General features: G+C 26.1%; 26 protein-coding genes. 10 read left to right on the top strand and 16 right to left on the bottom strand.

Going from position 1 to position 21,493, the window contains the following annotated elements; all coding sequences use genetic code 4:
- Positions 1–50 precede the first annotated feature (50 nt).
- Entirely contained in the window at positions 51–185 is a 135-nt protein-coding gene (locus ACFEL5_RS06445; RefSeq protein ID WP_375315272.1) for a hypothetical protein, read from the bottom strand.
- 122 nt (positions 186–307) lie between these two features.
- Between ACFEL5_RS06445 and ACFEL5_RS06440 the strand changes: the two genes are divergently transcribed.
- A complete protein-coding gene (locus ACFEL5_RS06440) occupies positions 308–481 on the top strand; it encodes a hypothetical protein (RefSeq protein WP_375315271.1) in 174 nt (57 codons plus the stop codon).
- Between the two features lie 338 nt (positions 482–819).
- Here the strand turns inward: ACFEL5_RS06440 and ACFEL5_RS06435 are convergent, their stop codons facing one another.
- The 10 genes from ACFEL5_RS06435 to ACFEL5_RS06390 all read right to left on the bottom strand — a co-directional run bounded on the left by ACFEL5_RS06435 (position 820) and on the right by ACFEL5_RS06390 (position 6,682).
- Positions 820–1,296 carry a hypothetical protein gene (locus tag ACFEL5_RS06435; protein ID WP_375315270.1) on the bottom strand — a complete coding sequence of 159 codons (477 nt, stop codon included), beginning with the start codon at positions 1,294–1,296 and terminating at the stop codon, positions 820–822.
- A gap of 52 nt (positions 1,297–1,348) precedes the next feature.
- Positions 1,349–3,226 carry a hypothetical protein gene (locus ACFEL5_RS06430; protein ID WP_375315269.1) on the bottom strand — a complete coding sequence of 626 codons (1,878 nt, stop codon included), beginning with the start codon at positions 3,224–3,226 and terminating at the stop codon, positions 1,349–1,351.
- Between the two features lie 265 nt (positions 3,227–3,491).
- Positions 3,492–3,881: a hypothetical protein gene (locus tag ACFEL5_RS06425; protein ID WP_375315268.1), complete on the bottom strand. Its 390-nt coding sequence runs from the start codon at positions 3,879–3,881 to the stop codon at positions 3,492–3,494.
- Positions 3,882–3,902: 21 nt separating this feature from the next.
- Positions 3,903–4,151 (bottom strand): hypothetical protein, encoded by a 249-nt coding sequence (locus tag ACFEL5_RS06420; protein ID WP_215826579.1) that lies wholly within the window; start codon positions 4,149–4,151, stop codon positions 3,903–3,905.
- 2 nt (positions 4,152–4,153) lie between these two features.
- Positions 4,154–4,438 carry a hypothetical protein gene (locus tag ACFEL5_RS06415; RefSeq protein WP_342189513.1) on the bottom strand — a complete coding sequence of 95 codons (285 nt, stop codon included), beginning with the start codon at positions 4,436–4,438 and terminating at the stop codon, positions 4,154–4,156.
- A gap of 6 nt (positions 4,439–4,444) precedes the next feature.
- On the bottom strand, positions 4,445–5,428 hold the full coding sequence (locus ACFEL5_RS06410; RefSeq protein ID WP_375315267.1) for a hypothetical protein: 984 nt from the start codon (positions 5,426–5,428) through the stop codon (positions 4,445–4,447).
- A gap of 23 nt (positions 5,429–5,451) precedes the next feature.
- Positions 5,452–5,688 (bottom strand): hypothetical protein, encoded by a 237-nt coding sequence (locus ACFEL5_RS06405; RefSeq protein ID WP_342189962.1) that lies wholly within the window; start codon positions 5,686–5,688, stop codon positions 5,452–5,454.
- Positions 5,689–5,970: 282 nt separating this feature from the next.
- Entirely contained in the window at positions 5,971–6,114 is a 144-nt protein-coding gene (locus ACFEL5_RS06400) for a hypothetical protein (protein ID WP_375315266.1), read from the bottom strand.
- 17 nt (positions 6,115–6,131) lie between these two features.
- A complete protein-coding gene (locus tag ACFEL5_RS06395) occupies positions 6,132–6,353 on the bottom strand; it encodes a hypothetical protein (protein ID WP_342278158.1) in 222 nt (73 codons plus the stop codon).
- A gap of 2 nt (positions 6,354–6,355) precedes the next feature.
- Positions 6,356–6,682: a hypothetical protein gene (locus tag ACFEL5_RS06390; protein WP_375315265.1), complete on the bottom strand. Its 327-nt coding sequence runs from the start codon at positions 6,680–6,682 to the stop codon at positions 6,356–6,358.
- Positions 6,683–7,292: 610 nt separating this feature from the next.
- Between ACFEL5_RS06390 and ACFEL5_RS06385 the strand changes: the two genes are divergently transcribed.
- The 5 genes from ACFEL5_RS06385 (at position 7,293) to ACFEL5_RS06365 (ending at position 11,430) form a co-directional block, all read left to right on the top strand.
- Positions 7,293–7,550 carry a hypothetical protein gene (locus tag ACFEL5_RS06385; RefSeq protein WP_342190120.1) on the top strand — a complete coding sequence of 86 codons (258 nt, stop codon included), beginning with the start codon at positions 7,293–7,295 and terminating at the stop codon, positions 7,548–7,550.
- An 84-nt stretch (positions 7,551–7,634) separates the two neighbouring features.
- Positions 7,635–9,638: a PTS fructose transporter subunit IIABC gene (locus tag ACFEL5_RS06380; protein ID WP_342190119.1), complete on the top strand. Its 2,004-nt coding sequence runs from the start codon at positions 7,635–7,637 to the stop codon at positions 9,636–9,638.
- A 3-nt stretch (positions 9,639–9,641) separates the two neighbouring features.
- The gene (locus ACFEL5_RS06375) at positions 9,642–10,559 is read left to right on the top strand and encodes a type I phosphomannose isomerase catalytic subunit (protein ID WP_342190118.1); all 918 of its coding nucleotides are present in this window, start codon (positions 9,642–9,644) and stop codon (positions 10,557–10,559) included.
- Positions 10,560–10,638: 79 nt separating this feature from the next.
- Positions 10,639–11,001: a hypothetical protein gene (locus ACFEL5_RS06370; protein WP_375315264.1), complete on the top strand. Its 363-nt coding sequence runs from the start codon at positions 10,639–10,641 to the stop codon at positions 10,999–11,001.
- 90 nt (positions 11,002–11,091) lie between these two features.
- Positions 11,092–11,430: a hypothetical protein gene (locus tag ACFEL5_RS06365; RefSeq protein ID WP_375315263.1), complete on the top strand. Its 339-nt coding sequence runs from the start codon at positions 11,092–11,094 to the stop codon at positions 11,428–11,430.
- On the opposite strand, the gene ACFEL5_RS06360 is transcribed toward ACFEL5_RS06365, so the two are convergent.
- Positions 11,414–12,358 (bottom strand): IS30 family transposase, encoded by a 945-nt coding sequence (locus ACFEL5_RS06360; RefSeq protein WP_338966716.1) that lies wholly within the window; start codon positions 12,356–12,358, stop codon positions 11,414–11,416. The genes ACFEL5_RS06365 and ACFEL5_RS06360 overlap by 17 nt on opposite strands.
- Before the next feature lie 183 nt (positions 12,359–12,541).
- On the opposite strand from ACFEL5_RS06360, the gene ACFEL5_RS06355 reads away from it, so the two are divergent.
- Entirely contained in the window at positions 12,542–12,880 is a 339-nt protein-coding gene (locus tag ACFEL5_RS06355; RefSeq protein ID WP_375315262.1) for a hypothetical protein, read from the top strand.
- 139 nt (positions 12,881–13,019) lie between these two features.
- Here the strand turns inward: ACFEL5_RS06355 and ACFEL5_RS06350 are convergent, their stop codons facing one another.
- Positions 13,020–13,439 carry a transposase family protein gene (locus ACFEL5_RS06350; protein ID WP_375315760.1) on the bottom strand — a complete coding sequence of 140 codons (420 nt, stop codon included), beginning with the start codon at positions 13,437–13,439 and terminating at the stop codon, positions 13,020–13,022.
- Between the two features lie 5 nt (positions 13,440–13,444).
- Complete coding sequence (locus tag ACFEL5_RS06345) at positions 13,445–13,837, bottom strand: transposase family protein (RefSeq protein ID WP_375315019.1); 393 nt, start codon at positions 13,835–13,837, stop codon at positions 13,445–13,447.
- Between the two features lie 305 nt (positions 13,838–14,142).
- On the opposite strand from ACFEL5_RS06345, the gene ACFEL5_RS06340 reads away from it, so the two are divergent.
- On the top strand, positions 14,143–15,087 hold the full coding sequence (locus ACFEL5_RS06340; RefSeq protein WP_338966716.1) for an IS30 family transposase: 945 nt from the start codon (positions 14,143–14,145) through the stop codon (positions 15,085–15,087).
- 45 nt (positions 15,088–15,132) lie between these two features.
- On the opposite strand, the gene ACFEL5_RS06335 is transcribed toward ACFEL5_RS06340, so the two are convergent.
- Together ACFEL5_RS06335 and ACFEL5_RS06330 are read right to left on the bottom strand one after the other, a co-directional pair.
- Positions 15,133–16,515, bottom strand: coding sequence for an Mbov_0401 family ICE element transposase-like protein (locus tag ACFEL5_RS06335; protein WP_375315261.1), 1,383 nt, complete (start codon positions 16,513–16,515; stop codon positions 15,133–15,135).
- A gap of 158 nt (positions 16,516–16,673) precedes the next feature.
- Positions 16,674–17,618 (bottom strand): IS30 family transposase, encoded by a 945-nt coding sequence (locus tag ACFEL5_RS06330; protein ID WP_338966716.1) that lies wholly within the window; start codon positions 17,616–17,618, stop codon positions 16,674–16,676.
- A gap of 447 nt (positions 17,619–18,065) precedes the next feature.
- Here ACFEL5_RS06330 and ACFEL5_RS06325 point away from each other — a divergent pair, with 447 nt between their 5' ends.
- Together ACFEL5_RS06325 and ACFEL5_RS06320 are read left to right on the top strand one after the other, a co-directional pair.
- Complete coding sequence (locus ACFEL5_RS06325) at positions 18,066–20,519, top strand: ABC transporter substrate-binding protein (protein ID WP_375315260.1); 2,454 nt, start codon at positions 18,066–18,068, stop codon at positions 20,517–20,519.
- 40 nt (positions 20,520–20,559) lie between these two features.
- A complete protein-coding gene (locus tag ACFEL5_RS06320; RefSeq protein WP_375315259.1) occupies positions 20,560–21,489 on the top strand; it encodes an ABC transporter permease in 930 nt (309 codons plus the stop codon).
- Positions 21,490–21,493: the final 4 nt, after the last annotated feature.

Here is a 21,493-nt window from a genome sequence, read left to right as displayed (position 1 = left end):
CAAATTACAACAGGATTAACTAAAGTAAAACAAGAAAATAAATTAAATGGTTAAAATATAAATCCTGATGATGAAATGCAATTACATAACTTTGTTAATTTAAATAATAGACTTGGTACATAACTATAACATTTTATGCCGACTAAACTATAAAATTCATTTTTATCTTTGTATTTATCTAACATTTGTATTTCATCTAAAAAATAATTATCAAAATAGTAGATAAAATTAAAGGTTATGTACCAAGTCTAATAAATAATCTGAAATCATTAATGTATTATCAAATATTAATAAACAAGAACAAGAAATGATTTTATATTGTTTTAGCGATGTAGGAGATGAAATAGACTTGGCACCTCACGAACGCATAATATTTAAATATTCAGTCCGAGAAATTCATTTTGAAAATGCACTAAATTTAAAACAAAAAATTACTGGAACAATTACTGCTAAAATAATTGATGATAATAACAAGGAATAAACAATTACATTATCAATTAAAGAGGCGACGCAAATATTAAAAAAACATAGCTTATTGCCAGATGAAATTACTATCAATGAAGATAACAGTATAACTTTTAATGGAAAAGCAAAAATTTCTTTGGCACAAGAAGCGGAGCCGAAATTAATTATTAATACTTCAATAGTTTAATTGTTTTTGAAAAATAAGCAAACTATTCAAACCAGTAATTTTAATTAATTACTGTTTTTTTGTTTTGTCAAAATATAAAAGAGAAAAAATAAAAAGTTGCTTACTTAGTTGTTTAAGAGCAGTATCGTCATATAAAGCTACATTTTGGGGGTAGTGATTTTAACAGTTTAATTATTTTTAAATTCTAATATTTTTCATTTGGCATATCTTTCATTTTTATCTCATTCTTGTACTTTCATTTTTATGTTTTTTAATTTTTTATTTTGATATGATAAAAAATCTTTATTTTCTCAATATCTTGGTTCACTGTTTTTTTCTCAATTTAAATCATATTCTAATGATTTTAATATTGGTAGTGTAATCTTGTCATTTTTGTCAACATAAAATTCTCAACCATTAAGTTTCATTCGTGGAGGCAAGTTTTTGGGCATAAATTCATTTTCTACATTAACTTTTATTTCTCATTTTTGATTTCACTTGCTGTTGTCATCTTTTGATGATTTAAGTGTTAATTTTGATTTTTTTAAGTTTAATTCGTATGATTCATTCTTAATTTCTAATATTGGTTTATTTTCTTTTTTAGAGCACCCAACTATTGGCAATGTTGTCAGCCCCAAAAGAACTATTATATTTAAAATTTTCATAAATTTAACTCCTTTATTTTGTTTTTTTAATATATATATATATATATAATAATTATACAAAAATTCTTAATATCATTAGAAAAATGGCAAAACCGATTAAAAATTGAAAGGTATAGTAAAAAGCTGGCACCGTTTTAAAAACTGGAAAAATGGCGGTTGAAAAGTTAACTGTTGCTTTTGCAATAATTGCTAATGGTCGCAAAATTGTAATGATTTGTGACGCTGTCAGCATTCAGTTTAGCATTTTAATACTAGCATTTTGAATGGCACAACCAATATCATTAAATGTGGGTATTCATCGCCCTGAATATTTGCAATTTGCTGGCGGGATTAAGTCATCTCATTCTGAGTTGGTGGAACCATCAGGAATAAAGGCTGTGGAATTTAAGACATTAAAGTCATAAATTTTAAAATTGTAATTAGAGATATTACCTTTGTGATAAAGAGGAAAGGTTAGGGTAAAAATATTAATACCATAACGAATATCAATATCGGTATTGAGATAATTAATACTATTAGCAGTCTTGCTGGTTGGCAAGGTAATCAGTTTATTGTCGTAAGATTTAAGGACATTAAAATCAATTTGATAAATGCCATTAGTGTTGTTAATAACATTGTAATTCTCTTGGTGCATTTTTTTGTCAAAAGTAAAGAAATAACTTCTTAGTAATAATTCTGAGTTTCCTATAATATTTACTAAGTATTTTTTGGGATAAAAGGTAATTAATGAACGATAAAAGAAACCGATTTGAATAAAGTAATCCTTCTTATAGTTTTCTACACCCTTAAAATCAATTTCGGTATGAGTTTTTTCGTCCATATCAAAAGTCGCATAAAATAAACTAGCAAAGAAATTGCCAAGAATTTCATAGATTTCATCAAAAACATTTTTGTAATCGCTGTTGTTAATACTAGGAATGTTGTTTTTAAAATATAGGTAAATATCATTTTTTAAATTGGGGTCATAGCGCAGAAAACTAAATCTAACATTGAGGTAATTTAAGGTACCAAAGAGATACTTAATTAAATAATAATCGTTAGTATTTACAGTGTTATATTTTCAGATTTCGGTTTCACCGTGTAGCAATTGTAAATACTTATTTCCGGCAATTAGAGTTTTGTTAAATGCCTTAATTTTCAAAACATTCTCATTTACTACATTTTTATCACTAGAAGTTTTATGATAAAAATAGCTCTCGTCTTTAAAGCCGTGATTTTTAATCGTAAATTCTTTGTAATAACCTTTTTCTAGAGTGTCAATGAAATTAAATACGGGCGTTCAATAGAGATACGAGTAATTAAATTTATCAAAATCACCACGGTGAATCATTAAGTAATCAAGATTATCAAGAACATCGTTATAGTTATGGTTGCCATCAAATTTGGTGGTTTTTTCTGGCAAATCAATATCAGTCGAGGGTTTAATTTCTGATTGTGCGTCAAATTCTAATATTTTTCATTTGACATATCTTTCATTTTTATCTCATTCTTGTACTTTCATTTTTATGTTTTTTAATTTTTTATTTTGATATGATAAAAAATCTTTATTTTCTCAATATCTTGGTTCACTGTTTTTTTCTCAATTTAAATCATATTCTAATGATTTTAATATTGGTAGTGTAATCTTGTCATTTTTGTCAACATAAAATTCTCAACCATTAAGTTTCATTCGTGGAGGCAAGTTTTTGGGCATAAATTCATTTTCTACATTAACTTTTATTTCTCATTTTTGATTTCACTTGCTGTTGTCATCTTTTGATGATTTAAGTGTTAATTTTGATTTTTTTAAGTTTAATTCGTATGATTCATTATTTTGCCTTTTACTTCTAATTAGTGATTGTGCTGTTGCTTTGTCATTATTAATGTTTTGTGGAATGGTAAAAATGTTATTGAAACCAATAGTTAGCACGGTAAATATTTTCATAAACATTTTTATCACTCCTTTTTAAAATATTTTATTTTTCATTATTCTTTTAGTTTTAATATTTTTTAACATAAAACGAATTAAGCAGTTTACTATTTCTGTTATGGTTACTCATACTAAGGAATAACCTATAATCATTAACTTACCAATTGCTCCAAAATTTTTAATAAATTGTTGCAAATTTTCAATATCTGTATGTAACAATAAAACTATACTTAAAGATATGAATATAATGTAATTAAGTATTATTCATCAATATCTTTTTAAAAAATTAATGAGTTTGTTTAGTTTCATTTTTCAAAGCTCTTTTTTCCTTAATTTTCTTAACAATAAGTCAAACTAATTTTTCAACTTGAAAAGCAATAAATATTGCACTACCAAATCAATAAACAAATAATCCAAGCAACATAATTGCGGTATTTAAACCAAAAAACTTATACATATCTTTTTCAATAAAATCAATAAATTCGTCATTTGTTCCCATTACTCACTTAGTATCCAATAAAGTTAAAGCTCAAAGTATTAAGTTTATAAAGATAAAAATAATGCTAAGCAATATTTTTAACCAATGATTTTTAAATCAATTTTTAATTCTTAATTTTAATGACATTTTTTCTTTTAAATTATCTTTTTTAAATAATTTTGCTAAAAATTTTTTCATTTTAATTCTCCTTTCATATTTTTATCGTCCTTTAATCACAATAAATAAAGCAATAAGTACACAAGTAACGCCAAGAATGGTAAAGATTGGATGTTGTGAAAATGTTCGTGCCATTGGTTTAAATAGTTCTAAAATTGTTAAATTACTAGTAATAAACTTTTGGAAATTGGCAAGACCTTCGCTAATGTAGTTTGTTAAAGTTTCAAAATGACTACCAGCTAATAATCCAAGAACAGTTATTAAGATAAAAATAATAATTAGTTTAAACATTGTTAGTTACCTTGTTTTGTTTTTATTGGTTTTATTTGTTTTTTGACTTTTCCTCATGCACTTAAACGGCCACTATTTTTAACCGCATATTGGCGTTGTTTTTCTAAATTAACTTGTTGACTACCAAATCCAAGAATAATTGCCATAAGAAATTCTACAGCCAGCGTTAAGAATAAAGGAAATATTAGTTGAATATTTGTTCCTGGTACTTCTAAACTTCAAATTAAGTCAAAAACTTTATAAAGCATTTGAGCGAGAAAGTCGGCCATTTTTGCGAGATTTTCCATTTTTCATTATTCCTTTTCTTTCATTTTTCTTAAAAATTTGCTAAATTTATCCATTTTTAAGTATTCTAAGTCTTCTAAATCAATTGATGTGTCATTATAGTATTTATCTTCATAGTCAGGATTCACTTTTGAATTTAAGTAATCTCTTAAAAACGCTAGGTAAAAAGAATTGTAAGTGTTAAGTATTGGTAAAGGAATTTTTAGTTTAAAAAAATAAATATCAAGTTCAGGAATATCGCGATATTTAATGCGACGACCCTTTTTATTATTTTTAGCATCAATTAAGGTGTTTCGTCAGCGTTCATATTCTTCAATGCTCGTAAAGGTGCCATAAATGACTTTTAAGTAGGGGCGAAAAATATTAACTGGTTTTTTGCGAATTCCCACAATCACATTGTTGGCAATATCACGAACTTTAACTCAAATATGTTTATCTCTTTGACCACTAGCGAGAACAATATGACCGAAATGGCGTGCAAGAGCGAAATACTCTTGAATACCAGTTTCTTCGTTTTTGGTATTATTTTTTTCTCAATCGGTTCCTTCTAAAAATAAATTGGTTTCATCTCACAACAGTAAGGTTTTGTCTGGCAATACCGGATAATCAAAGTCTAATAATCCCATATGCCCTAAGCTTAATTTTTGGGTTTCTAGTAATGGGAAAGTTGATGCGATGTGATATTTCTTCTTTTTTAGTAATTTTGCTGCATATACTAGAAAGGCGGTTTTTCCAGTTCCTAACGAACCAATCACAATATTTAATGGTGAGTTTTTTAAGAAGTTAATCACTTTGTTAATTTGTGTGAAATTACCGATTTTAAAAAGGAAAACTAAAATACAACCGGCTAAAAATAAATAGCTCACAATGTTTTTGAAATAACCGTTGTAAATGTATCAAATTGCTCCTCAATGTCATAAAATTAAAAATGAGGTGCGATTCAATTCAATAAAATGGTTATTTTTTTCTATTATTCATTTGCAAAATTTCATCTTGCACCTCACTTTATTTTTTGTTAGCGGACTGCGCCAAGTAATTTTTCAAACATTTTAAAACAAATAAAGAATATTGCCAAAATAAATGGAAAAATGAAGATTCAGTAGTCAGCAAAGAAGTTACCGACTTGTGGCATATTAACGGCAATAATTTCTCACATTTTAGTAAATGCTGTTATAATTGCATTTCACAATTTAGTCATCGCATCGCTAGCTGTTATTTTTGCTGGTGCCTCAGCTAAGAAAGTTGTAAACATATAATCACCCCCTTTCTTTAATGTAACTTCTTGAAATTAATTTCGCTTTTATCTAAATACTGATATGGTTTTCCAAAGTAGCATTAGAATAAATCACACCATAATTGCTGTTAAGAATCAAAAAGCAATGTTTGCTATTAAAATTCAAAGTGTTTCTTTGGTTAAATCAATTTCTTTACCACCACTAATATGAGCCGGGATAGTTGTGATTTGAATGAATAAATCTCAGAAAGTTTGTTTAATTTGTTCTCAATTAAATTCTTTTAAGTTTATTGTCATTTTTTATTTCCCAAAAATCATTTTTATTGGTAAATACATAATTGAAATTAAGGCGAAAATAAAAGTAATGATAATAATTAATCCGGCAATAAATGCAACTTGTGCAGGCATTTTTTCTATCGGAACAAACAGTTTTAAGAACTCCATAATAATTTCTCAAAACATTATTTTTTGTGCTCGTTATTTTCTTTTGAATTAGGAGCTTTAACTCATTCTTCAAAGCGAGCAATAAATACTTTCTCGTCTTTTGTGAAATTACCAGTATTATTTTTAATGGCATTTTTATATTTAATTCGCATTTTTATTTTGGCATAAATTTTATAAGCAAAATATGCCGATAGCATTATGCTGATAATAATAAATATTAGTCCAATTGCAATATTCATTTTTAAACTCCTTTAAAATAGTTATAATTCATATCTTTTTTGTTATTTTCTTTTTCGGCAATGAAGAAGCCTAATAAATCTTGGCCTTTAATTAACTTCGTTTCTTGCTCTTGTTGATTAATTGAAATTACTTGATATTTACTATCTTTTATTATTCCAATGCAAATTGAATTTTCGTATTTTCCTTTATAAACAAATCGCTTTGGAAACCAAATGCCGATTTGTTTATTAAATCATGGAATTTTTGGCGCTTTAATAAGCATTGCGTTTTGCGTTTCTTTTAAAAGATACTTCTTAGTATTTAAGAAAATGTTTTCAATGTTTTTCATAGTAAATTACCTTTCTTATGAATAAACTAAGTTAATTAACTTAGTTAATATAACTTAGTTTTTTAAACACTTATATATCGCAGATTTAAGTGTTTAACAAGCTTTGTTATTAAATTTTATTTTTTAATTAGATAAAGATTTTAATAATTTTAAACTTAGTATATCCCCTATATAGAAATTTCTACACTTTAACATCCGCATCCTACCCTTGGAACTAATTTAATAGCGTGTATATTTTTAGGAAATCCACCCATTCATTTTTTTATTGCAAAACGAAACAAATTGCTATAGCTAATAGGATGTTATCTATTAACTGGTAAACTTCTTTCGGTTATGGCGACCACCCACAATTTATCGTGCTTTTTTAATACATACCAACATTATTAACTCACTTGTATTTAATTTTCAAAGAACAAATTTTTAACATCTTATAAAATAAAAAGACAATCATTGCTGACTGTCTTAATACTTATTCAAATCTTTTCCCACCTAACAAAACTTTATGCGCCCATTAGAAAAAGAAAGAAAACTTCATTATTATGAACAATTAAGAATAATTCGTGAAGCAAGACTACTCCAAGAAATTCAAAATGGATGGATTGACAAGAGTATGAATACAATTAATAAGTTAACAGAATTAAAAATAAGAAAAAATCAGAAAATGGCACAAAAAAATGAAATTATTACTGAAATTAAAAATCGCCAAGAACATTTAATGAAATTAGAAAATTATAAAAATGAACTATATAATAACTTAACTTCTGCTGAGCAAACAAGAATAAAGGAAGAAATGTTAAAATCAATGCCATCAGCACCAATATTGCCAGATAATATGATTAATAAATTAAATGATATAACAATACAATAAATTTTCACATTAAAATAATATTATTTAAAATTCTAAAAATATGATAATATTAGTATATAAAGATATAGGAAAGGTAATAAAAAAATGAATAAAAACTTATTAAAATTAAACAATATTGTTTTTAATCTTGATGTTAATAGTCAAGATGATGTTTTTAATGAAATTGCTCGTTTAGCTGCTAAAAATAATATTATTAACAGTCAAGATAATACTATTTTAATTACAGCACTAAAAGCAAGAGAAGCTTTAACATCAACAGGAATGGGTGCCGGTTTAGCAATTCCGCATGCCCAAGATGATGTCATTAAAAAACCAGCAGTAATGTTTTTGCGTTTTAAACAAAAAATGGATTGAAAAGCAATTGATGATCAACCTGTACAAATGGCAATTGTTTTACTTGTTCCTAAAATTCAAGCTAGTGATTTACACTTAAATATTTTAAGTTCCATTGCTCAAAGATTATTAGATGAAAAAGTTAAAGAAATTTTAACAAATAGTCTTAGTAAAGAAGAAATTATTAATGCTTTGTTTTGCGAAGAAGCTAACGAACCAAAGATAGTATCAAAACCAACAAATATTTTAGCCATTACTGCTTGTCCAGTTGGTGTTGCTCATACTTATATTGCTGCTGACAAGTTAAAACAAGCAGCAAAGAAGTTAGATTATGGCATTAATGTGGAAACTCATGGAGCAGCGGGAGTTAAAAATTCATTTACTAATGAAGATATTGCTAATGCTGATGCAGTTTTAATTGCATCTGATATTGGCGTTGATTTAAGTCGTTTTGCTAATAAAAAAATTTTACAAGTTAAAGTAAGTCAAGCAATTAAAAATCCTGAACAATTATTAATTGATGCTTTAAATAGTAATAAAGTATTGTCTGCAATTAATTTTAGTACTAAAAATAAACAAAATAATAGTTCTATTTTAAAACACTTTATGACCGGTGTTAGTTATATGGTACCTTTTGTTATTTTGGGAGGGATTTTAGTTGCACTATCTATTAGCTTAGCAAAAATTATTACAGGAAACAATAATGCTACCCCTAATGATATTGAATTTTTAAAATATTTAAATATTATTGGAGCTAGTGCCATGTATTTAATGATTCCTATTTTAGGTGGTTTTATTGCTTATTCAATTGCGGGTAGGGCTGCTTTAGTGCCAGCAATGGTAGCATCATTAATAGGAAACGAGGGAAATAATTTTTTTAAGTTTTTTAAAGTAAATATTATTGACTCAGTTACAAATAAACCAATTGATATGGTACCAATGGGTTTTGTTGGTGCATTAATCGCTGGATTAGTAGCAGGATATTTAGTAAAATGAATTAATTCGTGAAAAGTACCACAATCACTATCAGCAGCCATTCCAATTTTTGTTATTCCCATTTTGGTTGGAGGATTGTTATCTTTAACATTTATTTTTGTTATTGGTGCCCCAATTTCTTATGTTATGACTTGAGTGCAATATGGTTTATCCTGAGTTTATGGTAATCAAAATATTGGCTTAGGAATTGCCTTTGCAATGGGGTTATTAATTGGAGCAATGGCAGGATTTGACATTGGTGGTCCAATTAATAAAGTTGCTTTCTTTACTGCTAGTACATTAGTTACAATGAAAATTTATCAACCAATGGGAACAATAGCAGCCGCTATTCCCGTAGCACCGCTTGGAATGGGTTTAAGTACAATAATTTTTCGTAAATATTTTGATGCTGAAAGTCGACAAGCAGGAATTGCCTCATTAATTATGGGAACAATTGGTATATCTGAAGGTGCAATTCCTTTTGCAATTAGGGACCCTAAAAGAGCTATTATTGCTAATGTTATTGGCTCATCAATTGCTGGTGGATTAGCGGGAATTTTTTCAATTCAAAATTATGCCCAACATGGAGGACCAATTATGGCATTCCTTGGCGCCGTTCCATATGGGTCACAAACAGCAATTTTCTTAATTATCATTGCTGTTGGAACCTTAATAACTTGCTTTTCATATGGACTATTACTAATGATAAAAAATAATGAATTAAATTTAAAAAAATATAATTTTATGAAATATACTACTTGATTTAAAAGAGGGAAATAATTAATGTCACAAATTTTAAAATTAAAACCGCAATTTCTTAAAAAAATATGAGGCTCTCATCGCCTTCAAAATTGAGGATATGATATTAATAATGAAACAAATATGGGAGAAGCTTGAGTAATTAGTGCTTTAGATTCAAATCCTACTGCTATTATAAACGGTTCATTTCAAGGACTAACATTAAAAGAGTTTTATGAAAGAAATAAAAATTTATTTAATTTAACTTATAATGAATTTCCATTATTAAGTAAGATTATTACTAGTGATGATTATTTAAGTGTTCAAGTTCATCCCAATGATGAATATGCTAAAACTCATCATCAAAGTCTAGGAAAAGCAGAGTGTTGATATATTCTTGATTGTCCCAAAGATGCTAAAATTATTTATGGTCATAACGCTAATGATAATCAACAATTAACAACAATGATTAATGAAAAGCAATGAAAGCATTTTTTAAAAGAAGTTGCCATCGTTCCCGGAGATTTTTTATATGTTCCGCCTGGTAAAGTTCATGCGATAACCCCCGAAGTTACAATTTTTGAATTACAACAATCTTCTGACATTACTTATCGTCTTTATGATTTTGATCGTAAAGATGATGAAGGAAATTTACGAGCATTACATTTAAAAGATAGTTTAGCAACAATTACTGTTCCTGATACTAACTTAGATGTTATTCATCGTGAAAATGGATTATTAGTTAATAATGAATATTTTTCATTACATTTAATTAATAATTCATTGCCAACAACTTACGATTTTAATGAAACTAAGTGATTACAATTAACAGTTGTTAGTGGAGCAGGAACAATTAATGATGAACCTTTTAAAATGGGTGAATCAGCAATCATTTTAGATGATAAAATAATGCAATTAACAATTACGGGAACAATAAAATTACTAGTTAGTTATTGTAAATAAAATTTTAAAAAATAATCAAGTGATTGATTATTTTTTTATTATTCTTTGATATCATAATAATTAAGGAGAGTGCTTAATTGTGAAATTTTCAATATTATTTAGTATTATAGGAACTTTATTAGGAAGTAATAGTGTTGTAGCTACAATAATAAATAGTAAAAATGATTATTTATTATTTTCTAATAACGATACTAATATTAATTCTTGATATAAAAATGTTAAAACATTAATAAACGAACAATTAGAAGTTGTTCAAGACCCTAATTTAACAAATGAATACCGGTTAAATGAATTTATTCGTTTGCAAAATGAAATTGATGTTTTAGTTACAAAAATTAAAAACTTACAAATTCAAATTTTTCAAGATTTATCAATTAATAAGGTAAATAAACTAAAATACTTAAATGATTGAAAAACTAAATTAAAAACAATAATGACATAGGTGAAACATAATCGGTTAATAATATCTAATTTATTAATTTTAGGAAACTATGAACGCGAGCAAATGTTAATCATCATTAGTAATATGATAATGAATCTTGATAAATATATTATGACTTTAAATGATGAAGAAGAAATAAATGAAGAAGAAGATTTTAATGACCTTATTATTAAAGTAAAAAAATTTTTTGAAATTGAATATGATTGAAATTTTACGGCTAATCATATCCAAGCAAATGTTATTAATAAAATAAATCAAGAACTTAAAAATTATTTAGGTAATGATAGTAAAGTTGTGCAAGTTAAATTATGAAATTATTTTGATGAAAATAAAAATTTAAACTCAGGAACTCAAAAGATTTATTTAATGGTTTATATTAATAATATATGCCAAATTGTAAAGTTAAGTGCAACTAAATTATTTTTCTAACCAAATATTCGATTGGCGAAAGATAATTTAGTATTTTTCTTGGTCTTTGGTTTAAAGACAATATAAATTTATGAACTGCATTTTTAGTAGTGTTTGAAAAATTAAATTTTTTAGGAAATTTTTCTCTAATTAAACCATTAGTATTTTCATTAGTACCTCTTTGTCAAGGTGAATATGCATCAGCAAAATAAATTTTCACATTTAAATTTTTTTCAAGTTGTTGTCAATTAGCAAATTCTTTACCCCTATCAAATGTTATAGTCTTAACAAGATTATTTGGAAGAATTGATAAATAATGACTAATATTTTTGTTAATAACTTTAGTAGTTCTATTTTCAACTAATATTGCTAAAGTAAATCTTGATGTTCTTTCAACTAAAGTTATTAAACATGATTTACTTTTACCTCGTGATGATACTACAGTATCACCTTCTCAATGGCCAAGAGTTATGCGATTATTAACATTTCGTTCTTTAATGGATTTACCATTAAATTTACCCCGATTTTCTTGAGATTTTCGTTTCTTACCTTTTCTTCTTAAATTTTTACTAGTAACCTTTTCAAGTAATCCAGAATAAATTCAATTGTAAATTGTTTTAAAACTAATAATTCATTCTTGATGAAAATTTTTAATTCTGCCATAAATTTGTTCAGGCGATCAACCTAATAATAATTTTTGTTGTACATATTTTACTAATTCTCTATTTTTAAATTTATGAAAATAAACATGCAATTGTTTTCTATTTTCTGCTTTATTTTGTGCAATTAATGAAAAATAATGATTATTATCTTTATTTCTATTAACTTCTCGATTAATAGTACTAATACTTCGATTAAGATTTTTAGCTATTTCACTAATTTTTACTTTAAATTTCAATTGATTCTCAATATAAATTCTTTCATCTATGCCAAGATGTTTGTATCCCATATAAAAACTCCTTAAATTTACTTTTTCTAAAATAAACTTAGCATCATGAAATTTTTATATGAAATCTTTTGCAATTTTATTTACTTGCACTTACAAGTATAATTCAGCATATTAATTAATGATCAAATAAATAATTCCATTACAATAAAATTAAAAAATATTGGTTTATCAGATTTTGAAATAATGACAAAAGTAAAATCGTTATTTAGTCAATCATTTTCTTTTGAACATCATTTTTTAACAACTAGTCATATCAGAAGCAATGCTTATCAACTAGCATTAAAATTAGCTAAGAATATTCATTCGAAAATTCAATTATTTCATAGTTCGCAAAATATTAATGAAAAACTTAAAAAGAATGATAATCATTTTAATATAACAATTAAAGTTGGTATTTTACAAACACAACTCCAATTTAAAATTACTGAAGTTAAAATCATGCATATTTGATTAGATAAATTATTAAATACGCATTATAATTGGTCGCGTTTAGTTTTCTTAGGTATTGCTTTGAAGAAGTAAAACAATCAGCTAATTATATTATTTAATTACTAAACTAACCATACCTTTCTTGTTATTGTCATTTTTATTCATTACTATTTTATTACTATTTTATCATATTATTGAATTTTTACACAATAGACTTGGTACATAACTATAACTAGCTTAATTCAAAATTATATATTCCTGAAATTAAGTTAAATCGTAATCCAAATCTTCTAATCTTATTGCGATAACGATAAACTAGTATTTTAAATCTTTTTAATCTAGCAAAAACATGTTCAATGGCAATTCTAACTTTACTTAAAAAGCTATTATATTCCTTTTTATCTGGATTTAAGGGATTATTTTTACTCTTTTTAATTGGCAATAATGTATTTTTATGAACATTTTGCAAACCTTGATAGCCTGAATCGGCAATTAATTCTAATTTTGGATTTATAAGTGTATTTGATTTTAAAAATAACTTATAATCATGAATACTGCCATAACAAAAATCTACTGAAATAATTTTATTGTTAAATAAATCAATAATTATTTGCGATTTTAATGAATGTTGCCTTTTCTTACCAGAAAATAATAATTTTAGTTTTTTTTAATTCTTTCAATTGGAATTTCTGTAGCATCAATTGCTAATAAATTATTATTAGTAACTTTATGTTCCAATAATATCTTTTTGCCAGGTATATGAAAGTGACTATTTTTTATTAGAGTATTTTCAACTCAAAAGATATTACGAATACAACTAACATGACTAATATTATATTTTTTTGCAATAATACGATATGTACTATATTCTTTTCAGTATTCTAAAGTCATAAGTAATCTTTGCTCTATTGATAATTTATTTGGTCTACCACCAATTTGTTTTTGTTTAGCTTTAGCTTCTTTTAAAATTTCTACCATTTTCATGAAAGTTTTATATTTTATGCCTATTAGACTATAAAATTCATTTTCGTCTTTGTATTTATCTAACATTTGTACTTCACCTAGTAAATAATATTAGACTTGGTACATAACTATAACATTTTATGCCGACTAAACTATAAAATTCATTTTTATCTTTGTATTTATCTAACATTTGTATTTCATCTAAAAAATAATTATCAAAATAGTAGATAAAATTAAAGGTTATGTACCAAGTCTAATGAAAAATTATTAATTTTATTAAATTTGCTGAATTATACTTGTAAGTGCAAGTAAATAAAATTGCAAAAGATTTCATATAAAAATTTCATGATGCTAAGTTTATTTTAGAAAAAGTAAATTTAAGGAGTTTTTATATGGGATACAAACATCTTGGCATAGATGAAAGAATTTATATTGAGAATCAATTGAAATTTAAAGTAAAAATTAGTGAAATAGCTAAAAATCTTAATCGAAGTATTAGTACTATTAATCGAGAAGTTAATAGAAATAAAGATAATAATCATTATTTTTCATTAATTGCACAAAATAAAGCAGAAAATAGAAAACAATTACATGTTTATTTTCATAAATTTAAAAATAGAGAATTAGTAAAATATGTACAACAAAAATTATTATTAGGTTGATCGCCTGAACAAATTTATGGCAGAATTAAAAATTTTCATCAAGAATGAATTATTAGTTTTAAAACAATTTACAATTGAATTTATTCTGGATTACTTGAAAAGGTTACTAGTAAAAATTTAAGAAGAAAAGGTAAGAAACGAAAATCTCAAGAAAATCGGGGTAAATTTAATGGTAAATCCATTAAAGAACGAAATGTTAATAATCGCATAACTCTTGGCCATTGAGAAGGTGATACTGTAGTATCATCACGAGGTAAAAGTAAATCATGTTTAATAACTTTAGTTGAAAGAACATCAAGATTTACTTTAGCAATATTAGTTGAAAATAGAACTACTAAAGTTATTAACAAAAATATTAGTCATTATTTATCAATTCTTCCAAATAATCTTGTTAAGACTATAACATTTGATAGGGGTAAAGAATTTGCTAATTGACAACAACTTGAAAAAAATTTAAATGTGAAAATTTATTTTGCTGATGCATATTCACCTTGACAAAGAGGTACTAATGAAAATACTAATGGTTTAATTAGAGAAAAATTTCCTAAAAAATTTAATTTTTCAAACACTACTAAAAATGCAGTTCATAAATTTATATTGTCTTTAAACCAAAGACCAAGAAAAATACTAAATTATCTTTCGCCAATCGAATATTTGGTTAGAAAAATAATTTAGTTGCACTTAACTTTACAATTTGGCATTTTTAATTAATATTTTTACTTACTTAAATCTATTATATTTATTTGTTACAGCATTACCTTTATAGTTAATTCAACTATCATCATTTTTATTATTATATTTATTTCATAATGAATTTTTATATATTTCTTTTCTGATTTCTATTTCTGAATTAATATTTTCATTAATGTAATGTAATACATTTAATTTGTTTAAATTTGCCATTCTTAAATGTAATAGATTATTTAAATTTTTATGATTATATATTTTCGCCCCATATCCTAATTGTTGTTTTACCAAATGTGATACATCACTTTCAATGCTACAACCGATATTTCATTCTAAATTTTGATGATGAATACCATGCTTGTTGTTTTCGAAATAATTACTCGCCCTCCTTAAATTTTTTTTAATGTCTTTATTTAATTCATTTTTAGCACCATTGCGAATGTTTTTGATTAATTCTTGATGATTACCATTTTTATATAATTCAATTCAACTATTTAGTGTTACTTTGCGATTTTCAAAAATAATATTAAATGCCGTTTGTTTTAATTTTTTAATAGCGTGATACCCATCTAAAATATATCTAACATTACCAAAACTATTGGCAATTTCTCTAATTCAAGTAGCGCCATCGCCACAAACAATTATTTTGTCATAATTAATATTCACATAATGTTTTTGTAATTCTCTAATTAATAAGTCACGATAATCCATCGTATTTATTCGTTTACCAACTTTTAACATTAGAAAATGACCTCGTTTGTTTTCTAATTCTCTACGAGCATTGTTGTCGTTTTTTTCTTTATGTCCGGTGTGAAAAGTAACTAAACGAATTCTTTGGTCTTGTTTAACTTTATGGTCTAATGTCGCTAAAAATGTCTCATCTAGTTGAATATATAAATCCTTACTTTTGACATCAATTCTATTTTTAGTTTCTTTTTCTGCTAGTTGAAAATATTCGGCAATATCGTATTTATTTAAAATATTTGAAATACTAGCTTTTGAAATATAACAATGATTTAGAGCGTCTAAAACATCGCGATACCGCTTACCATCACCCAGAAGACTTAAAACTTTAAATTGGACATCAAAATAAATGCGTTGTTTGGGTAATAGACCAATTTCTTTGTCTAACAAACATACATATTCAAATTTACCTGATTTTTTATTTCAATATTTATATCGGCGTCGTTTAAAATTAACATCACCAAAAATTGTAATAATTGTTCTTGATGCAAAATGAACTACTTTATAACCTTGTTTTAAGCGATAATGATATTTATATAAGTATTCATCTAATTTTTCGTATTCATTAGCTAGTTGTTCGCATTTATTGGTGTACATATTTTTATGGGTTGTAAATAAGTTTAATCAATGCTTATTTTCCGGGGTTTTTACATTATTATTAATTTCTAACATAATAAATTACCTTTCTTGATAGTAATTTTAATAAAGTTTAGTTAGCTTATTTTTCTTCTTTAATGATAAATGTTTTTAGAACTAGTATTTAATATGCTGAAAAAATAATATAAATTCTTATTTAATGATATTAAGCCAAATTGTAAAGTTAAGTGCAACTAAATTATTTTTCTAACCAAATATTCGATTGGCGAAAGATAATTTAGTATTTTTCTTGGTCTTTGGTTTAAAGACAATATAAATTTATGAACTGCATTTTTAGTAGTGTTTGAAAAATTAAATTTTTTAGGAAATTTTTCTCTAATTAAACCATTAGTATTTTCATTAGTACCTCTTTGTCAAGGTGAATATGCATCAGCAAAATAAATTTTCACATTTAAATTTTTTTCAAGTTGTTGTCAATTAGCAAATTCTTTACCCCTATCAAATGTTATAGTCTTAACAAGATTATTTGGAAGAATTGATAAATAATGACTAATATTTTTGTTAATAACTTTAGTAGTTCTATTTTCAACTAATATTGCTAAAGTAAATCTTGATGTTCTTTCAACTAAAGTTATTAAACATGATTTACTTTTACCTCGTGATGATACTACAGTATCACCTTCTCAATGGCCAAGAGTTATGCGATTATTAACATTTCGTTCTTTAATGGATTTACCATTAAATTTACCCCGATTTTCTTGAGATTTTCGTTTCTTACCTTTTCTTCTTAAATTTTTACTAGTAACCTTTTCAAGTAATCCAGAATAAATTCAATTGTAAATTGTTTTAAAACTAATAATTCATTCTTGATGAAAATTTTTAATTCTGCCATAAATTTGTTCAGGCGATCAACCTAATAATAATTTTTGTTGTACATATTTTACTAATTCTCTATTTTTAAATTTATGAAAATAAACATGTAATTGTTTTCTATTTTCTGCTTTATTTTGTGCAATTAATGAAAAATAATGATTATTATCTTTATTTCTATTAACTTCTCGATTAATAGTACTAATACTTCGATTAAGATTTTTAGCTATTTCACTAATTTTTACTTTAAATTTCAATTGATTCTCAATATAAATTCTTTCATCTATGCCAAGATGTTTGTATCCCATATAAAAACTCCTTAAATTTACTTTTTCTAAAATAAACTTAGCATCATGAAATTTTTATATGAAATCTTTTGCAATTTTATTTACTTGCACTTACAAGTATAATTCAGCATTAGTGAAAATTTAATAATATTAATAATTTTTATTGTGTAAAAATTCAATAATATGATAAAATGGTAATGAATAAAAATGACAATAACAAGAAAGGTAGGGTTAGTTTAGTAATTAAATAATATAATTAGCTGATTGTTTTACTTCTTCAAAGCAATACCTAAGAAAACTAAACGCGACCGTCCCGCATTTAATTCTTGACATAGATAGGAAAATCTAGTAATATTATCGTTAATATAAAAAGAATGACATCATTGGTTATTCATTTTATAAAGTGTGCTTTCTAAACAAATAATTGGCACACTTTTTTATAAAAAGTTTGAGGTTATAAGAAAAAATATGAAAAGAAACCTACTTAAAATAATTTTATCTAAAATAACAATAATAAATTCAGTATTATTTTTAGTGGCTTGTAATTCAATGTCGCTTAATTTTGTTATTGCTCAAGCGGATGCCATTAAATCATTGAATTATTTAAAATATGATAAACATAGTTATAATTCGCAATATTTATTTGCTTTTATTGAAGGATTATTTCATAATGCTCCGGCTGATCAAAAATCAAGTAATGAAGTGTTAGAAATGACAAAAGTAAATGGCAATCAGGGTGTTGTTATTAAGGAAATGGATATTAATAATGAAAATTTAGATTTAGATAAGGTTTTAACAAATCCTAGTCAATTAAATCAGCAATTAAATGCTATTGCTAATGAAAGTACAAGAGTAATTTCTAGTACAACTGAATTTTGGTATGGCGTTGCGAAAGATATTTTTGTTGTTAATTATGGTGATAAAGTAAATAATAATGAATCACGAAAATTTAAAGAATTTATTATCAAACTAAGATATGCACCATTTGCTAATAAAGATTTACCTTATCGCGAAAATGGTCAAGAGTTTTTTCAGGAGCGACCAGCATTGTGACATGATGGCAAAAATGTTTTGGCATCTGATTTTGTTAATAGTGTTCGTTATGTTTTGGATGCTAGTAATGGTTCTGCTAATGTTGATGATTTAACGGATACTAGTAAAGTGGGAATTAATAATGCTAAAGCATATTTAGACAAAAAAGTTAGTGAAGATAATTTGGGGATTAAAGCAATTGGTAATGACTTATTATATATTAATTTTGCAACTGGTTTTAATCCGACAGCAGTTGCAAAGTTAACGGCAGATTTTATTAAAAAGTTGTTTTCTCCGGCGTTACTTCCTTCAAGAAAAGATGTTATTGCAAAATATGGTAATCTTTGAGGTACTTCTAAAGATACGGTTTTAGGTAATGGTGCTTTTAAAATTTATCGTACTGATTTTGATAATGATACGGTTTTTCTGAAAAATGAAGATTATTGAGATCGTGAAAGAATTTCGGCTAATGCTTGAAAGTATAAAGTAGTTCAAGATACCGTAACATCATCAATTTTATTTGAATCGGGTGTTGTTGGAAAATCAGATATTCCCAAAGAATTATTACCACGATTTTTAAATAATCCCGTCTTACGCCGGTTTTTATTTCAAGGAATGTCCACAAGAGATTCAGAATATTTAGCTTTTAATAATACAAGTAATAAATTTGATAATGAAAAAGGACGGTATTTACGAAATGCGATTCAATATGGAATTGATCGCCATGAGTTTTTGCTTAGTCAAAATGATAATGGGGGTATTCCGGCTGATACTTTAACAACTTTATTAAGTCGTAATGATGGTAATGATATGGCTTTTAGAGAAACTTTAGTAACTGATAATGGACAACCAAAGTATGAAGTGGATGTTGTCGGTGATAATGCAAAACAAGATCGAGTACCGTTAGCGTATTATCGTTTTGATCAACGAGTGTTTTATGATAAAGTGCAAGCAAATATTGATCGTACTGATCGTTTACATAATAAAGCAATTGCCCAAAAATTTTATAATAAATATCGGTTAATGAGTAGTGGTAAAGAGACATTAACATTATTATATGATTTATCAGCATCAACAACTGCTAGTGATGCGATGTTGCTTTTAAAACAAAAAATTGAACGCAATTTTCCAGAAATTAACATTAAATTGGAAGGGCAGGCGCGGTCAATCTTTTTAAGCAAATTAGGCGTTGGTGAATATGATTTATTATACAGTAGTGTGAAAGGAAAAAAAATTAATGCTTTTGATTATTTAGAAATTCTTGCTAAGGTTTATTGAGATCAGGGTGATTTACGATATGTACAAAATCCAACCGGAACATGAAATTTTTATGAAAATTTTATTAAAAAATTTAATTCTGTAACAGAACTTAGAAATTCTAATTCATTTTTTAAAGACTTTGAAGTTACCCCATCTGAATTTTTGTGGTTAAATGCTTTATTTACACCGTATGATACTAATGGTAATAACTTTGCTGTTAATGGTTTAGTGAAAAATAGGGAAAATAATATTGATAATTTTCAGCAATTAAATGCTATTTTACAAAATAAGTTTGGTGATGGCTTAGCGAGTTTATTTGATAAAGAAACTGGTTTTAAAATGCCCCAAGATAAAGATTATGCTATTAGTGGTTTAGCAACTTTTGCCCCTCATATTGCTTTTCGCATTTATGCGATTTTAGAAGCGATAATTAAATTAGAATCACCAGTTATTATGCTAAGTAATTCTAGTGCTGGATGGGCGGGAGAAAGAATTTTGGGTTATTCACAAGCAGCAGGGATAAATATGCCTGAGGTGCAATGAGGATATAATTGTCAAAATAAACCAAATAATTCAATCTTTCCTTTAAAAGGATGTGAGGCATTTAATAAAGATGATTTAAGTATCTAGAAATTAGTAAGGAGAAAATAAAATGTTATTAAGTTATAATTTGCAACAGTCTATAAAGAAATATGTGTTTTTGATTGTTGAATTTATTGTTATTGCTTGAATCGTGTTAACAATTGTTTTCTTTTTAATGAATGCGATTCGTGGTAATGAAGCAGCTGTTGATCCTAGTTTATCTAAAGATGCTCAAAAAATAATTCGTGACCAGTTAGGTTTAGATCTTAGTATTTGAGTAAGATATGGGAAATATTTTGCTAATTTAGTTACTAAAGGGCAATTAGGAATTTCAACATTTTTGTATCCCCAGCAATTAGTAGAACAATTTTTATTTCAAAAGTTATTGGTTTCCTTTCGCGTTGGTTTTCTTGGTTTAGTTATTGCTTTATGTATTGGTATTCCTTTAGGGATTTTTGTTGGTAGAAGACCAGGGACATTAATTGATAGTTTAGCAACAGTGTTTATTGCTGCCGGTTTTGCAATCCCTTCGTTTGTTTTTGCGATTTTGCTATTATTATTTGCTTTTAAAGTTCATATTCCATATATTTATGACCCCTTAAATCCGATAACTTTAATATTACCTTCATTAGCAATTGCGCTTCCTAGTGTTGCTGGGTATGTGCGTTATTTACGAACATCAATTCAACAAGAGTTTAGTTCGCAGTATGTTCAATTTGCAAAAATTAAAGGTTGTAAAAATCGGCGAATAACTTGAAGACATGTTTTAAAACCAGCATTTTTTCCCATTGCCACTTTTTTACCGTTAGCAGTTTTAGCATCAATGATTGGTTCAATTATTATTGAAACAGTGTTTGCGATTCCGGGAAGTGGACAAATTCTAATTAGAGCGATTCAAGCTAAGGATTATGATGTTGTTATGGGTGTGGTTTTAGTTTTAAGTTTTATTACGGTTATTGGTTTCTTTATTCGTGATATCTTATATACGATATTAGATCCACGGACAAGAATTGGATAGGGGT

The sequence above is a fragment of the Spiroplasma endosymbiont of Tipula paludosa genome (assembly GCF_964264785.1).
Classification (GTDB): Bacteria; Bacillota_I; Bacilli_A; order Mycoplasmatales; family Nriv7; genus Nriv7.
Note: the sequence above shows the minus strand (reverse complement) of the source record. Positions and strands in the feature narration are given on the sequence as shown.